Origin of the sequence: Mesorhizobium sp. M0664 (assembly GCF_040320565.1) — a bacterium.
Lineage (GTDB): Bacteria > Pseudomonadota > Alphaproteobacteria > Rhizobiales > Rhizobiaceae > Mesorhizobium.
The window spans coordinates 53,344-70,965 of record NZ_JAMYPW010000024.1; the positions used below are offsets into that span (position 1 = coordinate 53,344).

The window sequence follows — 17,622 nt, forward strand, 5'->3', positions numbered from 1 at the left end:
AAACCCATGGATTATCGAAATCTTGGCGCATCAGGCCTGAAGGTTCCGGTGCTCTCGTTCGGCGCTGGAACCTTCGGCGGTTCAGGCCCGCTGTTCGGTGCCTGGGGCAACAGCGATGCGGCGGAAGCACGGCGGCTGGTCGACATCTGCCTTGAGGCCGGCGTCAACCTGTTCGACACCGCCGATGTCTATTCGAATGGCGCTTCCGAACAAGTGCTCGGCGCTGCCATCAAGGGCCGCCGCGACGCCGTGCTGATCTCGACCAAGACCTCGCTGCCGATGGGCGACGGTCCCAACGATGCCGGCTCGTCACGTTCACGCCTGATCAAGGCCGTCGAAGACGCGCTGAAGCGTCTTGGCACCGATTACATCGACCTGCTGCAACTGCACGCCTTCGACGCCGCAACACCGATCGAGGAGGTGCTGTCGACGTTGGACAGTCTCGTGCGCGCCGGCAAGCTGCGTTATGTCGGCGTCTCCAATTTTTCCGGCTGGCAAGTGATGAAGTCGCTCGGCCTGGCGGATAGACATGGCTATCCCCGATACGTCGCCCATCAAGTCTATTACTCGCTGGTCGGACGCGATTATGAATGGGAGTTGATGCCGCTCGGCCTCGACCAGGGCGTCGGTGCGCTGGTGTGGAGCCCACTCGGCTGGGGCCGCCTGACCGGCAAGATCCGCCGTGGCCAGAAGCTGCCTGAGAAAAGCCGGCTGCACGACACGGCAAGCTTCGGACCGCCCGTCGAGGATGAGCATCTCTATCGGGTCGTCGACGCGCTTGATGTTGTCGCCGAGGAAACCGGCAAGACCATACCGCAGATCGCCATCAATTGGCTGCTGCAGCGGCCGACCGTCGCCTCCGTCATCATTGGCGCGCGCAATGAGGAGCAGTTGCGCCAGAATCTCGGCGCCGTCGGCTGGTCCTTGACAGCCGAGCAGATGAAGAAGCTCGACACGGCAAGTGAGGTCACCGCACCCTATCCGTATTTTCCCTATCGCCGGCAGGAGGGTTTTGCCCGGCTGAACCCGCCCGCAGTCTGACGCTCCAAAAGCTGGGCGGCGGCTCCCAGACTGCCGCCCGCCCGGCTAATGCAGAACGAACTCGCCGTCGACCTTGCGCCATTCGTTCGGCGCGATCAGCTTCTGGTGCGTGTAGCTGACCGAATGCAGCGGGCCTTCGAGCTTGGCCTTCCAGAACTCGATGAAGCGGATCAGCACGGGAAATTTCGGGGCGATGTCGTAATCCTGCCAGATGAAGCTCTGCAGCAGATGCGGATGATCTGGGAAGTGATAAAGAATCTTGGCCGTGGTCAAGCCATAGCCCTTGAGCATCAGGTCCATTTCTGAATGGTCGCGCATTGCCGGTCCCCTGGTTGATTCTCCTTCCTCCCAGCCTGAAATTGTGCACCCCATTTGCTTATTCGTCTATTGATATTTCTACGATCAAATCAGATTCCTCCCGCAAAAACATGCGCTTAGCAGCCGCCTCACGAGAGTGCTGACACCGCCGGGCAAGGCACCTGCGGCATCCCGCCGCGCGAATCCAACGTCTAATGTTGCCGTCACCGCCGAACTGTTAATAATGCGCGCGAATTCGCGGCCGCATCGCCGCGATCCTGCAGGCGGTCAAGCCGGCGGTTTGGTTTTGGGGAGGAAGGCGAAGAAATGTCCGATGTTCATGTCCATCGCGTCCAGCCGGCGTGGAAGAAGAACGCGCTGATTGACAATGACGCCTACCTGAAATGGTACGCCGACAGCGTCAACAACCCGGACAAGTTCTGGGGCAAGCACGGCAAGCGCATCGACTGGTTCAAGCCCTACAGCAAGGTCAAGAACACGTCCTTCGACGGCAAGGTTTCGATCAAATGGTTCGAGGATGGCCAGACAAACGTTTCGTGGAACTGCATCGACCGGCATCTGAAGAAGCGCGGCGAACAGACCGCCATCATCTGGGAAGGCGACAATCCCTACGACGACAGGAAGATCACCTATAACGAACTTCACGCACATGTCTGCCGCCTCGCCAATGTGATGAAGAAGCACGGCGTCAAGAAGGGCGACCGCGTCACCATCTACATGCCGATGATCCCGGAGGCCGCTTATGCGATGCTCGCCTGCACGCGCATCGGCGCCATTCATTCGGTTGTCTTCGGCGGCTTTTCGCCGGATGCGCTGGCCGGACGCATCGACGACTGCAAGTCGACCTTCGTCATCACCGCCGACGAAGGCCTGCGCGGCGGCAAGACTATCCCGCTGAAGGAGAACACCGACAAGGCGATCGAGATCGCCGCCAAGGCCGGAACGAAAGTCGAAAAGGTCTTGGTCGTGCGCCGCACCGGCGGCAAAACCGGCTGGGCCGCCGGGCGCGACGTCTGGTACCATGACGAGGTCGCCACGGTTAAGGCCGAATGCAAGCCCGAGAAGATGAACGCCGAGGACCCGCTGTTCATCCTCTACACATCCGGCTCGACCGGCAAGCCGAAGGGCGTGCTGCATACCACCGCCGGCTATCTCGTCTATGTCTCGATGACCCACCAATATGTCTTCGACTATCATGAGGGCGATATCTACTGGTGCACCGCCGATGTCGGCTGGGTCACCGGCCACAGCTATATCGTCTACGGGCCGCTCGCCAACGGCGCCACCACGCTGATGTTCGAAGGCGTGCCGAACTACCCGTCGCAGTCGCGTTTCTGGGACGTGATCGACAAGCACAAGGTCAACATCTTCTACACGGCGCCGACGGCGCTGCGCGCGCTGATGGGCGCCGGCGATGCCCATGTCACCAAAACGTCGCGCAAGTCGCTGCGCGTGCTCGGCACCGTCGGCGAGCCGATCAATCCGGAAGCCTGGGAGTGGTATTTCAACGTCGTCGGCAACGGCAAGGTGCCGATCGTCGACACCTGGTGGCAGACCGAGACCGGCGGCATCATGATCACGCCGGTTCCGGGCGCCACCCACCTCAAGGCGGGTTCGGCGACGCGGCCCTTCTTTGGCGTCAAGCCGCAGCTGGTCGACGCCGACGGCAAGGTACTGGAAGGCGAAGCCAGCGGCAACCTTTGCATTGCCGACTCATGGCCGGGCCAGATGCGCACCGTCTATGGCGATCACGACCGCTTCGTACAGACCTATTTCTCGACCTACAAGGGCAGGTACTTCACCGGCGACGGCTGCCGCCGCGATGCTGACGGCTACTACTGGATCACCGGCCGCGTCGATGACGTCATCAACGTCTCCGGCCACCGGATGGGCACCGCCGAGGTCGAATCGGCGCTGGTTTCGCATGAGAAGGTCTCGGAGGCCGCCGTCGTCGGCTACCCGCACGATATCAAGGGCCAGGGCATCTACTGCTATGTCACGCTGATGGCCGGCGAGACGCCAAGCGAGGAATTGCGCCAGGAGCTCGTCGCCCATGTCCGCAAGGAGATCGGCGCCATCGCTTCGCCCGACAAGATCCAGTTCGCGCCCGGCCTGCCGAAGACCCGTTCCGGCAAGATCATGCGGCGCATCCTGCGCAAGATCGCCGAGGATGATTTTGCCGCGCTCGGCGACACCTCGACGCTCGCCGACCCGGCAGTCGTCGACGACCTGATCGCCAACCGGCAAAACAAGAAGGGCTGATGCAACCCGCATTGGGCGCCGTCACCGAGCTTTGGCGCTATCCCGCGAGCTCGCTCGCCGGCGAGTTTCAGGAGGCGATCTCCGTCGACTGGTATACCGTCGAAGGCGACCGCCTGTTTGGTCTTGTCGATACCTCGACCGATGAAATCGCGCGGCCCGACCGCGAAGCGAAATGGCACAAGGTGCCCCGCATCCGCACCCGGCTGTCGCAGGCCGGCAGGCTGGAGGTCGCCATCCCCGACGGACGCTGGCTTTCGGCACCTGGCGCGCAAAGTGATCGCGCGGTTTCCGCGTATCTCGGCTTTGCGGCTTCCATCCGGCCGTTCCGCCGGGAAAATGCGGCTCCGGATTACCTCGGCCCCCTGCTGACGGAACGCTACGTCAAAACCCCTATTCATCTGCTGACCACCGCCTCACTGGCGCGTTTGAAAGTGCTGCATCCAGAGGGCGCCGCCGACGCGCGCCGCTTCCGCCCCAACATCGTCGTCGATATGCCAGAGGTCGAGGGGTCGTTTCCCGAGACGGAATGGATCGGGTGCAAGCTGGCAATCGGCGACCTGCTCCTGACCATCTCCGAGCCGTGCCGCCGCTGCGGCTTCACCATCATTGGCCAGAACGGGTTCGACCACGACCCGGCAATCCTGCGCAGCCTGGTCCGCCACAACGCCCATAACCTCGGCGTCTACTGCACCGTCGACCGACCGGCCCGCGTCGAGATCGGCGCCACGATGCGCCTCCTGTAGCTATCGATACAAATCCGCCCGCGTCGGCGGCAGGCCGCTCGGGCCGCGCGCGCGCCTAGTGACAACGGTCTGGAAGATCTGCGCCGAGGCGCGTTCGAAGGTGATCGAGCAACCGGTCAGATAAAGCAGCCAGAGCCGCGCCTTGGCTTCGCCGACCTCGGCGATGGCTTCGTCGAAGCGTGCGTGGAGACGCTCTGCCCATAGCCTGCAGGTGCGCGCATAGTGCTCGCGCAAGTTTTCGACGTCGTAGACGAGGAAGCCGTGCGCCTCGAGATTGCCGAGCGTCATGCCGATCGTATCGAGTTCGCCGCCCGGAAAAATGTATTTGATCAGCGCCTTGAATTCCGGCCCCTTGCGCAGCGTCTTCTTCAAGCTGCCCTTGTCGCGCCGGGTGATGGCGTGGTGCAGATAGATGCCGCCGGGCTTGAGCAGGCGATGGATCCTCGAGAAATAGGCCGCATGGTTGGCAAGCCCCAGATGCTCGAACATGCCGATCGAGGAGATCTTGTCGAAGGAGCCGGACAGCTCGGCATAGGACTTGATCTCGATGGTGATGCGGTCCTCCAGCCCGGCGGCGCGGATGCGTTCACGGGCGAGTTCGGTCTGTGCTTCCGATAGCGAAACGCCGTGGCCGACGACGCCATAATTCTTCACCGCATGGATGAGCATCGCTCCCCAGCCGCAGCCGATGTCGAGCAATCTGTCGCCGGGCTTCAGGCGAAGCTTGCGGCAGATATGGTCGAGCTTGTCTCTCTGGGCCTGATCGATATCGTTGGCGAAATCCTTGAAGTAGCCGCAGCTATAGACCATGCGCTCGTCGAGGAAGAGCCGGTAGAATGCGTTGGAAATGTCGTAATGATGCTGGATCGCCTCCTTGCTCGAACCGCTGACGAAAGGATTGCGGCCGGAAAGATCGGTTCGCGTCGTCATCTGTTTTCGCGAAAACAGCACCGCCGGCAGGTCGCGCAGGATCGCCAGCTTCGGCAATGTCTTGAGCTTCGTCCTGAGCTTGCCGTGCGTGGGCAAGGCGTAGAAATCGAACAGCGATCCGTCTTCGACGTCGACCGCCTTGGCAATCCACATCTCGATCAGCGTCGATAAAGAGGGCCGACGTACGATCTGCCAGACGATGTCCTGGTCGTTGATAGTGAGCACCGGGCCGGTAGCCGGGCCGATCCGCTCGCCTGTCCACAGCCTCACCGCGAAACCCGGCTTCAGCGTCTCGATGACCGTCCGAACAATCCGGGCCGCTCTCTCGGCTGCCTCCATCCCCGTCCTCCCTTACCCGGCAAATAACTGCCCGGAACAATCGCGGCTCGATCTTGCCTGCCCGATCGGCCGGCCGCAAGCCGCCCGAGTGCACAAGCACGCTTGTTCAGGATTTTCGAGTGCCGCGCCTTGCCATTTGCCGGATGACACCCCATCATGAGGAAGTGTTCAACAAATCGAAAGGAGGTGATCCGATGTCGAGTGATTTCGTTTTCCAGAACGTGGCCTCAGCGGATCGCACTTTCGGGAAGCAGTCTTCCCGTTAAGGCGCGAGATGCGCGGCTGGCGACCAACCGTCGCCGCCAGGAGCCGCGCCATGGACGGAAACACGGAAGGCCGCCGACTTCGCGAGAAGCGGCGGCCTTTTCCTTTTTGGGCTGTTGTCCCTTATTTGGTTACGGTCAACATCTCGACGTTGCGCGCTATGTCCTGGAAAGCCTGGTTGAGTTCGGTTCCATTGGCAGCTTGGTAGAAGTGCTTGATCTTGGCGGTGTCCGGGCTCGCGCAATCCTGGAGCGTCGCCTTGGCATTCGTTTCGTTTAGGTCAAACCCAATAGTGAAGATCTCGATGCCATTGTCGCGCATGGCAGCGCAAAGTTTCTTGGCGGCCGTGCGGGTCGGCTCCTTGCCGGCGTCATTGTAGACGTCGCTCACCGTGCTCGCATCGAAGTAGGACAGGTTGAATTCGCCGTCGGTCATCAGGATCGCGATTTTGGCGACCTTTCTTGGATCCATCTTGGCCGGCCGCTGCGAAGTCCTCATGATGCCCCCCCAGTTCTCCGAGAGCATGTACCAGGTCCACTGCACGCCGATATGGCCGGCAGTGCCGCCGGAGGCGACGAAATTCTTGATGACAGTCTTGAGCGCCGTCGCATCCGCCGTCAGCGGCATCAGCGTGGCGGCCGGGCAGGCGGCGGTGCCGGTTTGCCAGGCGAAGGACGACAGCAGGTAGTCGCGGTTGACCATGCTGGCGTCGGGGCCTGCGTCCGAATATTGGTAGGTCCCCTTGCGTTCGGTGGCGCAATTGTCAGGACGGATGAGCCCCGAGACATACTGCACAGCGTCATTGGCCGGCGCCTGTTTGCGTTGGCTGGCGGTGGTTTCCACATAGACGCTGCTGGCGGCAAGTGTACCGGCATTCACCGAATTGGCATAAGGTACGATGGCAACCCGCACGCGCGGTTTGGAGGTGTCCTGACCGCCCAGAAAACTGTCGACGGCATTCGCCGCAGCCGTCCGCAGATCGATGATTTTCTGGCCTGCCATCGAGCCGGTCACATCGAGCATCATCGCGACTTCGATCTGCTTGTCCGAATAGAGAGCCGTCGTCGATGCGGGAACGCGCTGCATGCTACCCGTGCTGAAAAGCGGGAAATAATAGCTGACATTGACATGAACGTCCGCCTGAACGGTCCTGGCGGTCTGGTCGACGGTCAGTTTGTCGAGAACGATCTGATTGTCCTGCAGGATACCCGCCGTGCTGTTGGCATCGAGAAAGGCCTGCACCGATTTGCTGGCTTCGGCCTCGCTGATGACGCCGGTCGTCAGGTCGCGGGCCGTCGAGGTGACCGCAGCGTCGACGACGCCTTGCAGGCTCGATTTCACATTGTAGAGTTGGGATACATTGACGGCAAAGCCGACACTCAGCGCCAGTACTAAGCCGATTATACCAAACAGGACCGCGAAATTTCCGCTGCGATCCCCGGCAAAGCCGCCGATCGCCTGAACAAGACCCCCGAAACGCCGCATTCTTTCCGCCTCCATTCGCTACAGCCTGCAGCTGTCCGAACGCGCATTGCAGGAATCCGACCGGATCGCGCCGCCGGGCGCGGGAAAGCGAGCGGCCCCCGCTCAGGCCATTGTTTCCAAACGGTTTCGAGCGGCGACAAGGTAAACAGCGGGTAAACGAAAGCCGCGTCGGCACGGCTTTGTTCAAAAAGCGCTTACCAAGATTCGGGCTCGCAATTCGAGACGGCTGGACTGCGTCCCAATCCGGTACAGACGAGATGTATCGAACAGGATCAGTGCTGCCGCAGTGGCGGCAGGTGGAAATCCGGACTGCGAATGTGTCCGAAGATCAGGCCAGCATCCGTGCGCTGACGGTCTTGTCGACGCCGCGATAGGGCGGCTTGAACAGATTGCCTTCCTGCTCGTGGGTCCAGACCTTGAACAGGCTGAGCCGATGCGGGCCGAAACTGTGCAGCAGCGGCACGTCGGTGGCGTCGCGGCCGCGGGCTATGACGACGCGGCCGATCCTCGGCACATTGTGGCGAGGATCGAAGGTGTACCATCTGCCGTCGAGGAACACTTCCACCCAGGCCGAGAAATCCATCGGCGCCGGATCGGCGGGCACGCCGATATCGCCGAGATAGCCGTTCACGTAGCGGGCCGGGATGTTCATGCAGCGGCAGAGCGTGATCGCCAGATGGGCAAAGTCGCGGCAGACGCCGACGCGCTCCTCATGCGCCTGCGCCGCCGTGCGGGTCGAGCGCGCATAGCCGTAGCCGAAGGACAGGCGGTTGTGGACATAGTCGACGATCGCCTGCACCCGCGCCCAGCCCGGCGGAAGCTGGCCGAAAAGTTGCCAGGCCAGGTCGCCGAGATGGTCGGTCTCGCAGTAACGGCTGCCGAGCAGATAGCCGAGCACCCCGTCCGGCAATTCGGCAACCGGGACTTCCCCGGCCAGCGTGCTGACTTCGTCCATCTCGCCGCTGTCCTCGACCACCGCGTCATAAAGGATGCGAAAGCTTCCGGCCGGAGCCGTGAAGCGGCGGCAGCTATTGCCGAAAAGATCGTGGTAGACCCTGGTCGGAACCGACGGCGACGTCAGCACGCGCGTCTGCCGCTTGATGTCGGCCTGGCGATCCCGATGGATCTCGAGCAGCGAAACAATCGGCGTGGCTGCAGCGCATTCAATGGCAATTTCATAGCCGAGCCTGATCAGCATCGCCGTCCCCCTACGATCGTCATGGAAGATAGTGGTGGTCAACGCAGGAGAGTGTGCGGCGGTTCCTTGCAAACGTCGAAAACGACGCCTCGCGGCTTCCCATACGGACGCGGCAACGTTACGGTCGATCGACACGCGTCTTTTGACATAATCCCTCCAAGATGACCCGGGAAAGCCGATGTTCGCAGGCAGAAAATTCGCGGCCTTACTGTTCGATATGGACGGCACGATTCTCAATTCGATCGCCGCGGCGGAAAGGGTCTGGGCAGCGTGGGCGCATCGGCAAGGTCTTGACGTCGCCGCATTCCTGCCGACCATCCACGGCGTGCGGGCGATCGAGACCATCGGCCGGCTGGCGCTCCCAGGCGTCGATCCTGCCCGCGAAGCCGAATCGCTTTTGCAGGCCGAGGCGGCCGATGTCGAGGGCATTCGCCCGATTGCCGGCGCCGCGGCCTTCTTGGCGTCGCTGCCGCCTGGAAGCTGGGCGATCGCCACTTCGGCACCGCGCGAACTTGCCTTGCTGCGCCTGCAGGCCGCCGGCATTCCGGCTCCCGCCGTGATCGTCGCGGCGGAGGACGTGGCTCGCGGCAAGCCGGCGCCCGACTGCTTCCGGCTGGCGGCCGCACGGCTCGGCGTCGATGTGCGCGACTGCCTCGTCTTCGAGGACGCGCCGGCCGGCATAGCGGCAGCCGAAGCCGCGGGCGCTGCAATCGTGGTGATCAGCGCCACGCACCGGCATCCGTTGCAGACGCCGCATGCCGCCATCACCGGCTATGGCGTGATCGGCATCGCCGTCGATGACAACGGCTGGATTGCCATCGAAGCGGAACGGACCGCACAGCCTGCTTAACTAGCATCCTGCTTGCGCTAAAAGTCGCTGGTCAGGCCCTTGACCTCCCAGTCGCCATAGCGGCCAGGCTCCTTGCCGCCGCGCCCGCCGATCTCCCTCGGCAGCGTGGCTTCCTGCTCGCGATATTTCTCCCGCCGGGCCTCGGCCTCGACCAAGGCGCGCCTGGCTGCCGGGGTCAGCGGCTTTTGCGGCGAGCCGTTAGCATGCGTTTGGCTGGTTTTGTCGATCATGCGATCTTCCGCTAGATTGAAACAGGCCCGATTGAAACGGGAACGGCTGTTTCCCATCATATAGCGAGGCGCCCACAAGGATCGACCCCTTTGTTGGGCCCAAATGGAGCAGACGATGAACACCCTTCGCACCGCCATGCTTTTGGCCGCAATGACGGCCCTGTTCATGGGCGTCGGCTATCTGGTCGGCGGATCCGGCGGCATGATGATCGCCTTGCTGATTGCCGCCGGCACCAATTTGTTCAGCTATTGGAACGCCGACAAGATGGTGCTGTCGATGCACCGTGCGATCGAAGTCGACGAACGCAACGCGCCTGAATATTACGCCATCGTGCAGGGTCTCGCCCAACGTGCCGGCCTGCCGATGCCGAGAACCTATCTCATCGACAATCCGCAGCCCAATGCCTTCGCCACCGGCCGCAATCCGCAAAATGCCGCTGTCGCCGCCAGCACCGGCCTGCTCGAGCGGCTATCGCATGAAGAAGTCGCGGCGGTGATGGCGCACGAGCTCGCCCATGTGCAGCACCGCGACACGCTGACCATGACGATCGTCGCCACCTTTGCCGGCGCAATTTCGATGCTCGGCAATTTCGCCTTCTTTTTCGGCGGCAACCGCGACAACAACAATTCCTTCGGCATCGTCGGCGTGCTGGTGGCAATGATCGTCGCGCCTTTGGCCGCCATGATCGTGCAGATGGCGGTGAGCCGCACCCGCGAATATGAGGCCGACCGGCGCGGTGCCGAAATCTGTGGACACCCGCTGTGGCTCGCCTCGGCCCTTGACAAGATCGCGCGGGGCGCCGAACGCATCCGCAACCCGGATGCCGAGCGCAATCCGGCAACCGCCCATCTCTTCATCATCAATCCTCTTTCCGGCGAGCGCATGGACAGTTTGTTTTCCACTCACCCGAGCACAGAAAACCGCATCGCCGCGTTGCAGAGGATGGCGAGCGAAATGGCCGGCGCACCCGAAGCGGCCGCGACGTCAAGGCCGGCGCCGGAAGCGACCGGGCAGCAGCCGTCTGGTTCGTGGGACAGGGCCGCGCGGCCCGAGAGGCCGCCTGAGCCGGCCAAGCCGAGACCCAATCCCTGGGGACGCAATCCGACCGGCCCCAAAGGTCCGTGGTCGTGACGAGCGCGACAGACAAAAAAGGCGGGATCTCGCTGGCGGAAATGCGCGATCTTTGTGCAAGGCACTGGAACCCTATCGGCATACCGATGGCGAGCATAGCAACATCAAGTGACCTGGGCTTTCGCCCACTTCCTGAAGATGAATATGACACCTATCTCCGCCACATCGTCCGACTTGTCGGGGATGGTGCATCTCCAAAGCAAGTCGCGGACTATGTCGGCACGGTTGAGAAAGACTACATTCAGGTGATCTCACCCCTAGGAAGTAAAGAAGATTTTGTCAGCGCCATATTTAAACTAGTCAACCGATCGCCGACACAATGAGGCCAACTCACAGTGAGGCTTCAGAAGCTCGCGGTCTCGCCGCGCGCAAGGCAGCCGCGCGGCTGCTTGCCGCTGTCATCGACGCGAGGACGCCGCTCGACGGGCTGACCGACCATGAGAACGGCCATCCACAATACAAGGCGCTCGACCTGCGCGACCGCGCTTTGGTGCGCGCCATTCTGGTCACCGCCCTGCGCTACCGCATGACCATATCAGGCCTTTTGGCCCGTCGCCTGGAAAAGCCGCTACCGCCCAACGCCACGGCGCTTTCGCACATTTTGCATGTGGCGGCAGCGCAGATCCTGTTCCTCGATGTTCCCGACCGCGCCGCCGTCGACCTCGCCGTGACACACGCCAAGTCCGATCCGCGCACGGCGCGCTTTTCCGGCCTCGTCAACGGCGTGCTGCGCACGCTGGCGCGGGCCAAGCAGGACGAGCTCGCCGCAGCACTTGCCGCTACCGACGAGGCGCCAAAATGGTTTTCCGACCGTTTGAAAACAGTCTACGGCCTCGACAAGGCCAGGCAGATACTGCTCGCCCATCGCCATGAGGCACCGGTCGATTTCTCGGTCAAGTCGGACCCGGCGCTGTGGGCCGAACGGCTCGGCGGCTTTGTCCTGCCGACCGGCACGGTGCGGGTGGAAAAGCTCAGCGCTTCCGTGACCGAACTGCCCGGCTTTGGGGAAGGCGCCTGGTGGGTTCAGGATGCAGCGGCCAGCCTGCCGGCCCGGCTGTTCGGCGACATCAATGGTTTGCGAATCGCCGACCTCTGTGCCGCGCCGGGCGGCAAGACCGCCCAGCTGATCCTCGCCGACGCCCACGTCACCGCGCTCGACATGTCCAAAACGCGGCTGGCACGGCTGACGCAGAACCTCGAACGGCTCGGTCTGGCCGCCGAGATCGTCCAGGCCGATCTGCTCAAATACGAGCCGAAGGACCTCTTCGATGCGGTCCTCCTCGACGCACCTTGCTCTTCGACCGGCACGGTGCGGCGGCATCCCGACGTCCCCTGGACGAAGACGGCGGCCGACGTCGAAAAACTGGCCAACCTGCAACGCCGGCTGCTTGCCCGCGCCGTCACCCTGGTCAAGCCTGGTGGACGCATCGTCTTTTCCAACTGTTCGCTCGATCCACTGGAAGGCGAAGAGCTCTATCGCGACTTTCTCGCCGGCAATGCGGAGATTGTCGACGACCCGCTTCGGCCGGGTGAGATCGCCGGCATCGACCCGTTTCTGACGCCGCAAGGCACGTTGCGCACCACGCCTGCCGATCTGGAGCTAGGCTCGCCGGGCCGCTCCGGGCTGGACGGCTTCTTCGCCGCCCGCATGCGCAGAGCCGGCTAAGGGCCGATCTTGAAGCGCCGTCCGGCTTCTTGGGGCGAGGAGGCATGGAAAACAGGCTGAACGGCCCCACTGCCGCGGAATTCGCCTTCGCACAAGTTCTTGAATCATATAAACTTGTGCCTGGGTGAGGACGATCAGGAGGGGTTTTGGCAATCGCTGCCGGTAACACGACGCGTCTGTGGACGCTTGTCGCGAGGGAGTTCTGGCGCAAGACGCGCCGGCGCTTGCGCGCCGGGCCACTCTATCGCTGGCGCTACTCAGGCCGCACGCCGGAGCGCGTCCTGATCGCCCCACCGGACCTGCGGCTCGCCGATCCTCAGATCGCGCTCGAGATCTATTACGGCCGCTATCCGCTTTCGGGGCATCTGGTCGAGACCGGCGGCAAATCGCCCTTCCAGATCGACGTGCCCAATCCCGGCTGGCAAAAAACGCTGCATGGCTTTCGCTGGCTGCGGCATATGCGTGCCGCCGGCACCGAGCTAGCCGCCGCCAACGCGCGGGCGTTGGTTTCCGACTGGATTGCAATCCATGGCAGCCATATTTCCGGCGTCGCCTGGGAGCCCGGCACGACGGCCAAGCGTGTCATTGCCTGGCTGCAGCATTCCTCGATCGTGTTGCAGGGTGCCGAATTTCCGTTCTACCGCGCGTTCTTGAAATCGCTCGCCGTCCAGATCCGCTATCTGCGCGCCATGGTGCGCGAGATGCCGGACGGCAAGGACCGGCTGCGCGCCCGCATTGCGCTGGCCTTTGCCGCTTTGTCGCTGCCGGCGCCGGCCTCGGCGCTACGCGGTGCTACCCGCAATCTCGCCGAGGAGCTCGACCGCCAGATCCTGCCTGACGGCGGCCATATCTCGCGCAATCCGATGGCCGTGCTTGAAATCCTCGCCGACCTTCTGCCGTTGCGCCAGACATACGCCAATCAGGCCGAGACACCGCCGGCCGCCCTGATCGGCGCCATCGACCGGATGCTGCCGGCATTGCGCTTCTTTCGCCATCAGGACGGCAGCCTTGCCCGCTTCAACGGCATGGGCGCCACCATTCACGACCGTATCGCCAGCATCCTGCATCACGACGACACCGCCGGCGCACCGTTGCTGCACGCGCCGCATTCGGGTTATGAGCGCCTGTCGATGGGCGGTGTCACTGTGATCGCCGATACCGGCCCGCCGCCCCCTGTCGACGTATCCAATGCCGCTCACGCCGGATGCCTCGCCTTCGAATTGTCGTCGGGCCGCCAGCACTATATCGTCAACGCCGGAATAGACACTTATGGCGCCGCCGAGTTCCGGCCGCTTGCCCGCGCCACCGCCGCCCACTCGACCGCCACCATCAACGACACGTCGTCGGCGCGCTTCAATCACTCCTTGCGCGTCAACGACCTGCTCGGCACGCCTTTGATCGGCGGGCCGCAGCATGTGCCTTGCAAGCGCACCGACCAGAAGGGCAGCCAGGGCTTCATCGCCCGCCATGACGGCTATGCAGCGCGCTTCGGCTTCCTGCATGAGCGCGAGCTGAAATTATCGACCGAAGGCAATGTGTTTGCCGGCAGGGACCGTTTCCTGCGCCCGGGCGGCGCTTCTATCCGCAACAATGGCCGTGACTTCGTCACGGTGCGTTTCCATGTCCATCCCGATATTAGCCTGCTCCAGGATGAGCATGACCGTCTGGTGCTGGCCGCCGACCATGCCGACACCTGGGTGTTTACCTCTACCGAAGTGGTGCCCGAGGTCGAGGAATCGATCTATTTCGCAGGGCTTGGCGGCCCGCGCCGCAGCCGCCAGATCGTGCTTGCGTTCAAGGCCTCGGAAACTTCGGAGGTCCACTGGCAATTGACGCGCACCATCATCGCCGGCCGTCCGGAAAAAGCTGAAGCCGGTGGCAACGGCAGACACTGATCAAGTCTTGCGGCTTGATTTCCGGGCCTCATATGCTACGGCCCGCGGACGCTCTCCAACCAGAACTGGAAAGGCCGCCAGCCCATGGCCGTCGCCGCCAAGAACATTCCCGCGCCCGACCTTGTACCCATCCGTCGCGCGCTCCTTTCCGTCTTTGATAAGACCGGCCTGATCGATTTCGCCAGGGCGCTGGCTTCGGCCGGCGTCGAGCTAGTCTCGACCGGCGGCACCGCAAGGGCGCTTGCCGAGGCAGGCATGGCGGTGCGCGACGTGTCCGAGCTCACCGGCTTTCCCGAGATCATGGACGGCCGCGTCAAGACGCTGCACCCGTCGGTGCATGGCGCACTGCTTGGCGTGCGCGACGATCCCGAGCACGCCGCAGCGATGCGCGACCACGGCATCGAGCCGATCGATCTCGTCGTCTCCAATCTCTATCCGTTCGAAGAGGTGCGTCGCTCCGGCGCCGACTACGCGGCGATCGTCGAGAACATCGACATCGGCGGCCCGGCGATGATCCGTGCCTCGGCCAAGAACCACGCCTATGTCGGCATCGTCACCGATCCCGATGACTATGCCTCGGTGCTCAACGCGCTGGAGATGAATTTCGGGTCGTTGTCGCTGGATTTCCGCAAGAAGCTGGCAGCCAAGGCCTTTGCCCGCACCGCCACCTACGATGCGGCGATCTCGGGATGGTTCGCCGAGGCGCTTGAGATCGAGCATCCGACATGGCGCGCCTTCGGCGGCAAGCTGCAGTCGGTGATGCGCTATGGCGAAAACCCGCATCAGGGCGCCGGCTTCTATGTCAACGGCGACAGGCGGCCGGGCGTTGCCACGGCGCGCCAGCTTCAGGGCAAGCAGCTTTCCTACAACAACATCAACGACACCGACGCTGCCTTCGAGCTGGTCGGCGAGTTCGACCCGTCGCGCTCCGCAGCAATTGCCATCATCAAGCACGCCAACCCGTGCGGCGTCGCTGAGGACGCTTCGCTGCAGGCGGCCTATGCCAAGGCGCTGGCCTGCGATCCGGTCTCGGCCTTCGGCGGCATCGTCGCCATGAACCGCATCCTCGATGCCGGAACCGCCGAAGAGATCGTCAAGACCTTTACCGAGGTGATCATCGCACCGGAGGCGTCCGAAGAAGCAGTCCGCATCATTGCCGCCAAGAAGAACCTACGCCTGCTGGTCACCGGCGGCCTGCCCGACCCGCGCGCGGCGGGCCTTGGCTTGAAATCGGTTGCTGGCGGTTTGCTGGTCCAGGGCCGCGACAACGCGGTGGTGGATGACCTCGAGCTGAAAGTGGTGACCAGACGCGCTCCGACGCCGGCCGAATTGGCCGATCTGAAATTCGCTTTTCGTGTGGCAAAGCACGTCAAGTCGAACGCCATCGTCTATGCCAGGGATGGCGCTACAGTCGGCATCGGCGCTGGCCAGATGAGCCGGGTCGATTCCTCGCGCATCGCGGCGCGCAAGGCGCTCGACGCCGCCGAGGCTGCCGGCCTGACGGAGCCCTTGACCGGGGGCTCGGTCGTCGCCTCGGATGCCTTTTTCCCGTTCGCGGATGGGCTTTTGTCGGCAATCGAAGCCGGCGCCACAGCCGTCATCCAGCCCGGCGGCTCGATGCGCGACGACGATGTCATCGCCGCCGCCGACGCTCACGGCATTGCCATGGTCTTCACCGGAGTGAGGCATTTCCGGCATTGAACGCGTTACCCCCGCTGTGGGAGAAGGCAAGAGCAGCTCACTCCGCCGGCCGATCCGCCGGATAGGGCGTGCCGATCAGGATCGCCATGCCGGCGCCAAGGAACAGCACGATCGCCGCCATGCCGAGCCGCGCCGAGCCGCTGGCCAGGGTGATCGTGGCCACCATGAAGGGTGCGGCAAAACTGGTTGCCCGGCCGGCCAGCGCATAGATGCCGAAATAGCGGCCCGATTCGGCAGCGGAGACGCTGCGCGCCATGTAGGAGCGCGACGATGCCTGCACCGGCCCGAAAGCAAGCCCGATCAGCAGGCCGTAGAAAATGTAGGCTTTTTCCGCCGCCGTGCCGAACAATCCGCCGCCGTCCAGTCCGGGCATCATCATCCAGGCGCCGAACAGCGTATAGCCCGGGCCGGTCGAGACGATGCCGAGCGTAGCGATGCTTAGCATGACCAGCGAAATCATCACTATGGTCTTGGAACCCAGTGCTGTGTCGAGGCGTGCGGCAACCAGGCAGCCGACGATGGCAACGACGTTGAGGATGATGCCGAACAGGCCGATCTCGGTAATCGACCAATGGAACATTGCCGCCGCAAACGTTCCGCCCAGCGCCAGCAGTGCATTGACGCCGTCCTGATAGATCATGCGGGCGACGAGAAAGCGAAAAATGCCGCTGCGCTTGCGCACTTCGGCCAGCGTCGACTTCAGTTCCGACAGGCCTTCGCGCACCGCCGGCCCGATTGGAATGCCTTTGATCGCATCAGGCGTGAAGAAGAACATCGGCAGGATGAACAGGAAATACCAGGCCGCCGACAACAGTCCGGTGGCGCGCGCGTCCTCGCCGAGCCTGGGGTCGAGGCCGAAGATCGGGTCGAGCCCAACGACGGTCTTGCCGGTTTCAGGCGAGCCGGCCATGACGGTAACGACGAAGATCAGTGCGATCATGCCGCCGAGATAGCCGAGTCCCCAGGCCATGTTCGAGATCCTGCCGATGTCGCTCTTCGGCACCAGGCGGGGCATCATCGAATCGTTGAACACAGTCGAGAATTCCGCCGCGACCGACGCCAGCGAGAACAACGCCACGACCAGAAAAAGATTAGAGCCGGGCGCGGCGAACCACAGCAGGGTGAGGCAGGTGATTTTAACCGCGGCGAAGAAGGCTATCCACGGTTTGCGTGGTCCAGTCTGATCGGCGATCGAGCCGAGGACCGGCGACAAAACGGCAATGACGACGCCGGCGGCGGCAATGCCGTAGCCCCAGGCCGCTTGCCCGGTCTCTGGATTGCTGGCCATGCGCGAGACGAAATAAGGACCGAAGATGAAGGTGGTAACGACCGTGAAAAACGGCTGTGCCGCCCAGTCGAACAGCATCCATCCCCAGATGCCGCGTCCCGATGCCCGCTGCACTGCCATCTCAGCCATGTCCCCTCCGCTGGAGCTTGCTCCATGCCGATCGAATCGGAATGATGCTCCGTCTTGTTGTTGAGCACGATCTTGTCCAAAAGCCGATCGTCACTTTTTGGGATCATGCTCCGGCGCCCCCCAACGCAGGGCGCCGTTCGCTCAATAGCGC

At 63.1% G+C, this 17,622-nt stretch carries 15 protein-coding genes; 9 read left to right on the forward strand and 6 right to left on the reverse strand.

Annotation, left to right across the window (positions count from 1 at the left end):
- The first annotated feature begins 6 nt into the window (after positions 1-6).
- Positions 7-1,041 carry an aldo/keto reductase gene (locus tag NKI39_RS20795; RefSeq protein WP_352683663.1) on the forward strand — a complete coding sequence of 345 codons (1,035 nt, stop codon included), beginning with the start codon at positions 7-9 and terminating at the stop codon, positions 1,039-1,041.
- Positions 1,042-1,086: 45 nt separating this feature from the next.
- Here the strand turns inward: NKI39_RS20795 and NKI39_RS20800 are convergent, their stop codons facing one another.
- Positions 1,087-1,359 (reverse strand): usg protein, encoded by a 273-nt coding sequence (locus NKI39_RS20800; protein ID WP_023678111.1) that lies wholly within the window; start codon positions 1,357-1,359, stop codon positions 1,087-1,089.
- A 306-nt stretch (positions 1,360-1,665) separates the two neighbouring features.
- On the opposite strand from NKI39_RS20800, the gene acs reads away from it, so the two are divergent.
- Both acs and NKI39_RS20810 read left to right on the forward strand, forming a co-directional pair.
- A complete protein-coding gene (acs, locus tag NKI39_RS20805) occupies positions 1,666-3,621 on the forward strand; it encodes an acetate--CoA ligase (protein ID WP_352817506.1) in 1,956 nt (651 codons plus the stop codon).
- Positions 3,621-4,364 (forward strand): MOSC domain-containing protein, encoded by a 744-nt coding sequence (locus NKI39_RS20810; protein WP_352817503.1) that lies wholly within the window; start codon positions 3,621-3,623, stop codon positions 4,362-4,364. The genes acs and NKI39_RS20810 overlap by 1 nt, the downstream gene beginning before the upstream one ends.
- Here the strand turns inward: NKI39_RS20810 and NKI39_RS20815 are convergent, their stop codons facing one another.
- The 3 genes from NKI39_RS20815 to NKI39_RS20825 all read right to left on the reverse strand — a co-directional run bounded on the left by NKI39_RS20815 (position 4,365) and on the right by NKI39_RS20825 (position 8,580).
- Positions 4,365-5,633 (reverse strand): class I SAM-dependent methyltransferase, encoded by a 1,269-nt coding sequence (locus NKI39_RS20815; RefSeq protein ID WP_352471295.1) that lies wholly within the window; start codon positions 5,631-5,633, stop codon positions 4,365-4,367.
- A 387-nt stretch (positions 5,634-6,020) separates the two neighbouring features.
- The gene (locus NKI39_RS20820) at positions 6,021-7,382 is read right to left on the reverse strand and encodes a pilus assembly protein TadG-related protein (RefSeq protein ID WP_352834057.1); all 1,362 of its coding nucleotides are present in this window, start codon (positions 7,380-7,382) and stop codon (positions 6,021-6,023) included.
- A 328-nt stretch (positions 7,383-7,710) separates the two neighbouring features.
- Positions 7,711-8,580 (reverse strand): transglutaminase-like domain-containing protein, encoded by an 870-nt coding sequence (locus NKI39_RS20825; protein WP_352834059.1) that lies wholly within the window; start codon positions 8,578-8,580, stop codon positions 7,711-7,713.
- A gap of 178 nt (positions 8,581-8,758) precedes the next feature.
- Between NKI39_RS20825 and NKI39_RS20830 the strand changes: the two genes are divergently transcribed.
- Complete coding sequence (locus NKI39_RS20830; protein ID WP_352834062.1) at positions 8,759-9,430, forward strand: HAD-IA family hydrolase; 672 nt, start codon at positions 8,759-8,761, stop codon at positions 9,428-9,430.
- Between the two features lie 17 nt (positions 9,431-9,447).
- On the opposite strand, the gene NKI39_RS20835 is transcribed toward NKI39_RS20830, so the two are convergent.
- Positions 9,448-9,660 (reverse strand): DUF1674 domain-containing protein, encoded by a 213-nt coding sequence (locus NKI39_RS20835; protein WP_352451229.1) that lies wholly within the window; start codon positions 9,658-9,660, stop codon positions 9,448-9,450.
- Between the two features lie 115 nt (positions 9,661-9,775).
- Here NKI39_RS20835 and htpX point away from each other — a divergent pair, with 115 nt between their 5' ends.
- From htpX to purH, 5 genes are all read left to right on the forward strand, one after another.
- Complete coding sequence (htpX, locus tag NKI39_RS20840) at positions 9,776-10,792, forward strand: zinc metalloprotease HtpX (protein WP_352817489.1); 1,017 nt, start codon at positions 9,776-9,778, stop codon at positions 10,790-10,792.
- Entirely contained in the window at positions 10,789-11,115 is a 327-nt protein-coding gene (locus NKI39_RS20845) for a hypothetical protein (protein ID WP_352451231.1), read from the forward strand. Before htpX ends, NKI39_RS20845 begins: the two co-directional genes overlap by 4 nt.
- Positions 11,112-12,458 carry an RsmB/NOP family class I SAM-dependent RNA methyltransferase gene (locus tag NKI39_RS20850; RefSeq protein WP_352817486.1) on the forward strand — a complete coding sequence of 449 codons (1,347 nt, stop codon included), beginning with the start codon at positions 11,112-11,114 and terminating at the stop codon, positions 12,456-12,458. The genes NKI39_RS20845 and NKI39_RS20850 overlap by 4 nt, the downstream gene beginning before the upstream one ends.
- A 146-nt stretch (positions 12,459-12,604) precedes the next feature.
- Positions 12,605-14,353: a heparinase II/III family protein gene (locus NKI39_RS20855; RefSeq protein WP_352474667.1), complete on the forward strand. Its 1,749-nt coding sequence runs from the start codon at positions 12,605-12,607 to the stop codon at positions 14,351-14,353.
- Between the two features lie 84 nt (positions 14,354-14,437).
- Entirely contained in the window at positions 14,438-16,054 is a 1,617-nt protein-coding gene (purH, locus tag NKI39_RS20860; RefSeq protein ID WP_352540907.1) for a bifunctional phosphoribosylaminoimidazolecarboxamide formyltransferase/IMP cyclohydrolase, read from the forward strand.
- 37 nt (positions 16,055-16,091) lie between these two features.
- Here the strand turns inward: purH and NKI39_RS20865 are convergent, their stop codons facing one another.
- Positions 16,092-17,471, reverse strand: coding sequence for an MFS transporter (locus NKI39_RS20865; RefSeq protein WP_352834066.1), 1,380 nt, complete (start codon positions 17,469-17,471; stop codon positions 16,092-16,094).
- Positions 17,472-17,622: the final 151 nt, after the last annotated feature.

Bases quoted from the DNA above. Each gene is read 5' to 3' on its own strand.
- NKI39_RS20795 (WP_352683663.1), top strand. From the start codon at position 7: ATGGATTATCGAAATCTTGGCGCATCAGGCCTGAAGGTTCCGGTGCTC.
- NKI39_RS20800 (WP_023678111.1), bottom strand. From the start codon at position 1,359: ATGCGCGACCATTCAGAAATGGACCTGATGCTCAAGGGCTATGGCTTG.
- NKI39_RS20815 (WP_352471295.1), bottom strand. From the start codon at position 5,633: ATGGAGGCAGCCGAGAGAGCGGCCCGGATTGTTCGGACGGTCATCGAG.
- NKI39_RS20825 (WP_352834059.1), bottom strand. From the start codon at position 8,580: ATGCTGATCAGGCTCGGCTATGAAATTGCCATTGAATGCGCTGCAGCC.
- NKI39_RS20865 (WP_352834066.1), bottom strand. From the start codon at position 17,471: ATGGCTGAGATGGCAGTGCAGCGGGCATCGGGACGCGGCATCTGGGGA.
- purH (WP_352540907.1), top strand. From the start codon at position 14,438: ATGGCCGTCGCCGCCAAGAACATTCCCGCGCCCGACCTTGTACCCATC.
- NKI39_RS20835 (WP_352451229.1), bottom strand. From the start codon at position 9,660: ATGATCGACAAAACCAGCCAAACGCATGCTAACGGCTCGCCGCAAAAG.
- acs (WP_352817506.1), top strand. From the start codon at position 1,666: ATGTCCGATGTTCATGTCCATCGCGTCCAGCCGGCGTGGAAGAAGAAC.
- NKI39_RS20850 (WP_352817486.1), top strand. From the start codon at position 11,112: ATGAGGCCAACTCACAGTGAGGCTTCAGAAGCTCGCGGTCTCGCCGCG.
- NKI39_RS20810 (WP_352817503.1), top strand. From the start codon at position 3,621: ATGCAACCCGCATTGGGCGCCGTCACCGAGCTTTGGCGCTATCCCGCG.
- htpX (WP_352817489.1), top strand. From the start codon at position 9,776: ATGAACACCCTTCGCACCGCCATGCTTTTGGCCGCAATGACGGCCCTG.
- NKI39_RS20830 (WP_352834062.1), top strand. From the start codon at position 8,759: ATGTTCGCAGGCAGAAAATTCGCGGCCTTACTGTTCGATATGGACGGC.
- NKI39_RS20820 (WP_352834057.1), bottom strand. From the start codon at position 7,382: ATGCGGCGTTTCGGGGGTCTTGTTCAGGCGATCGGCGGCTTTGCCGGG.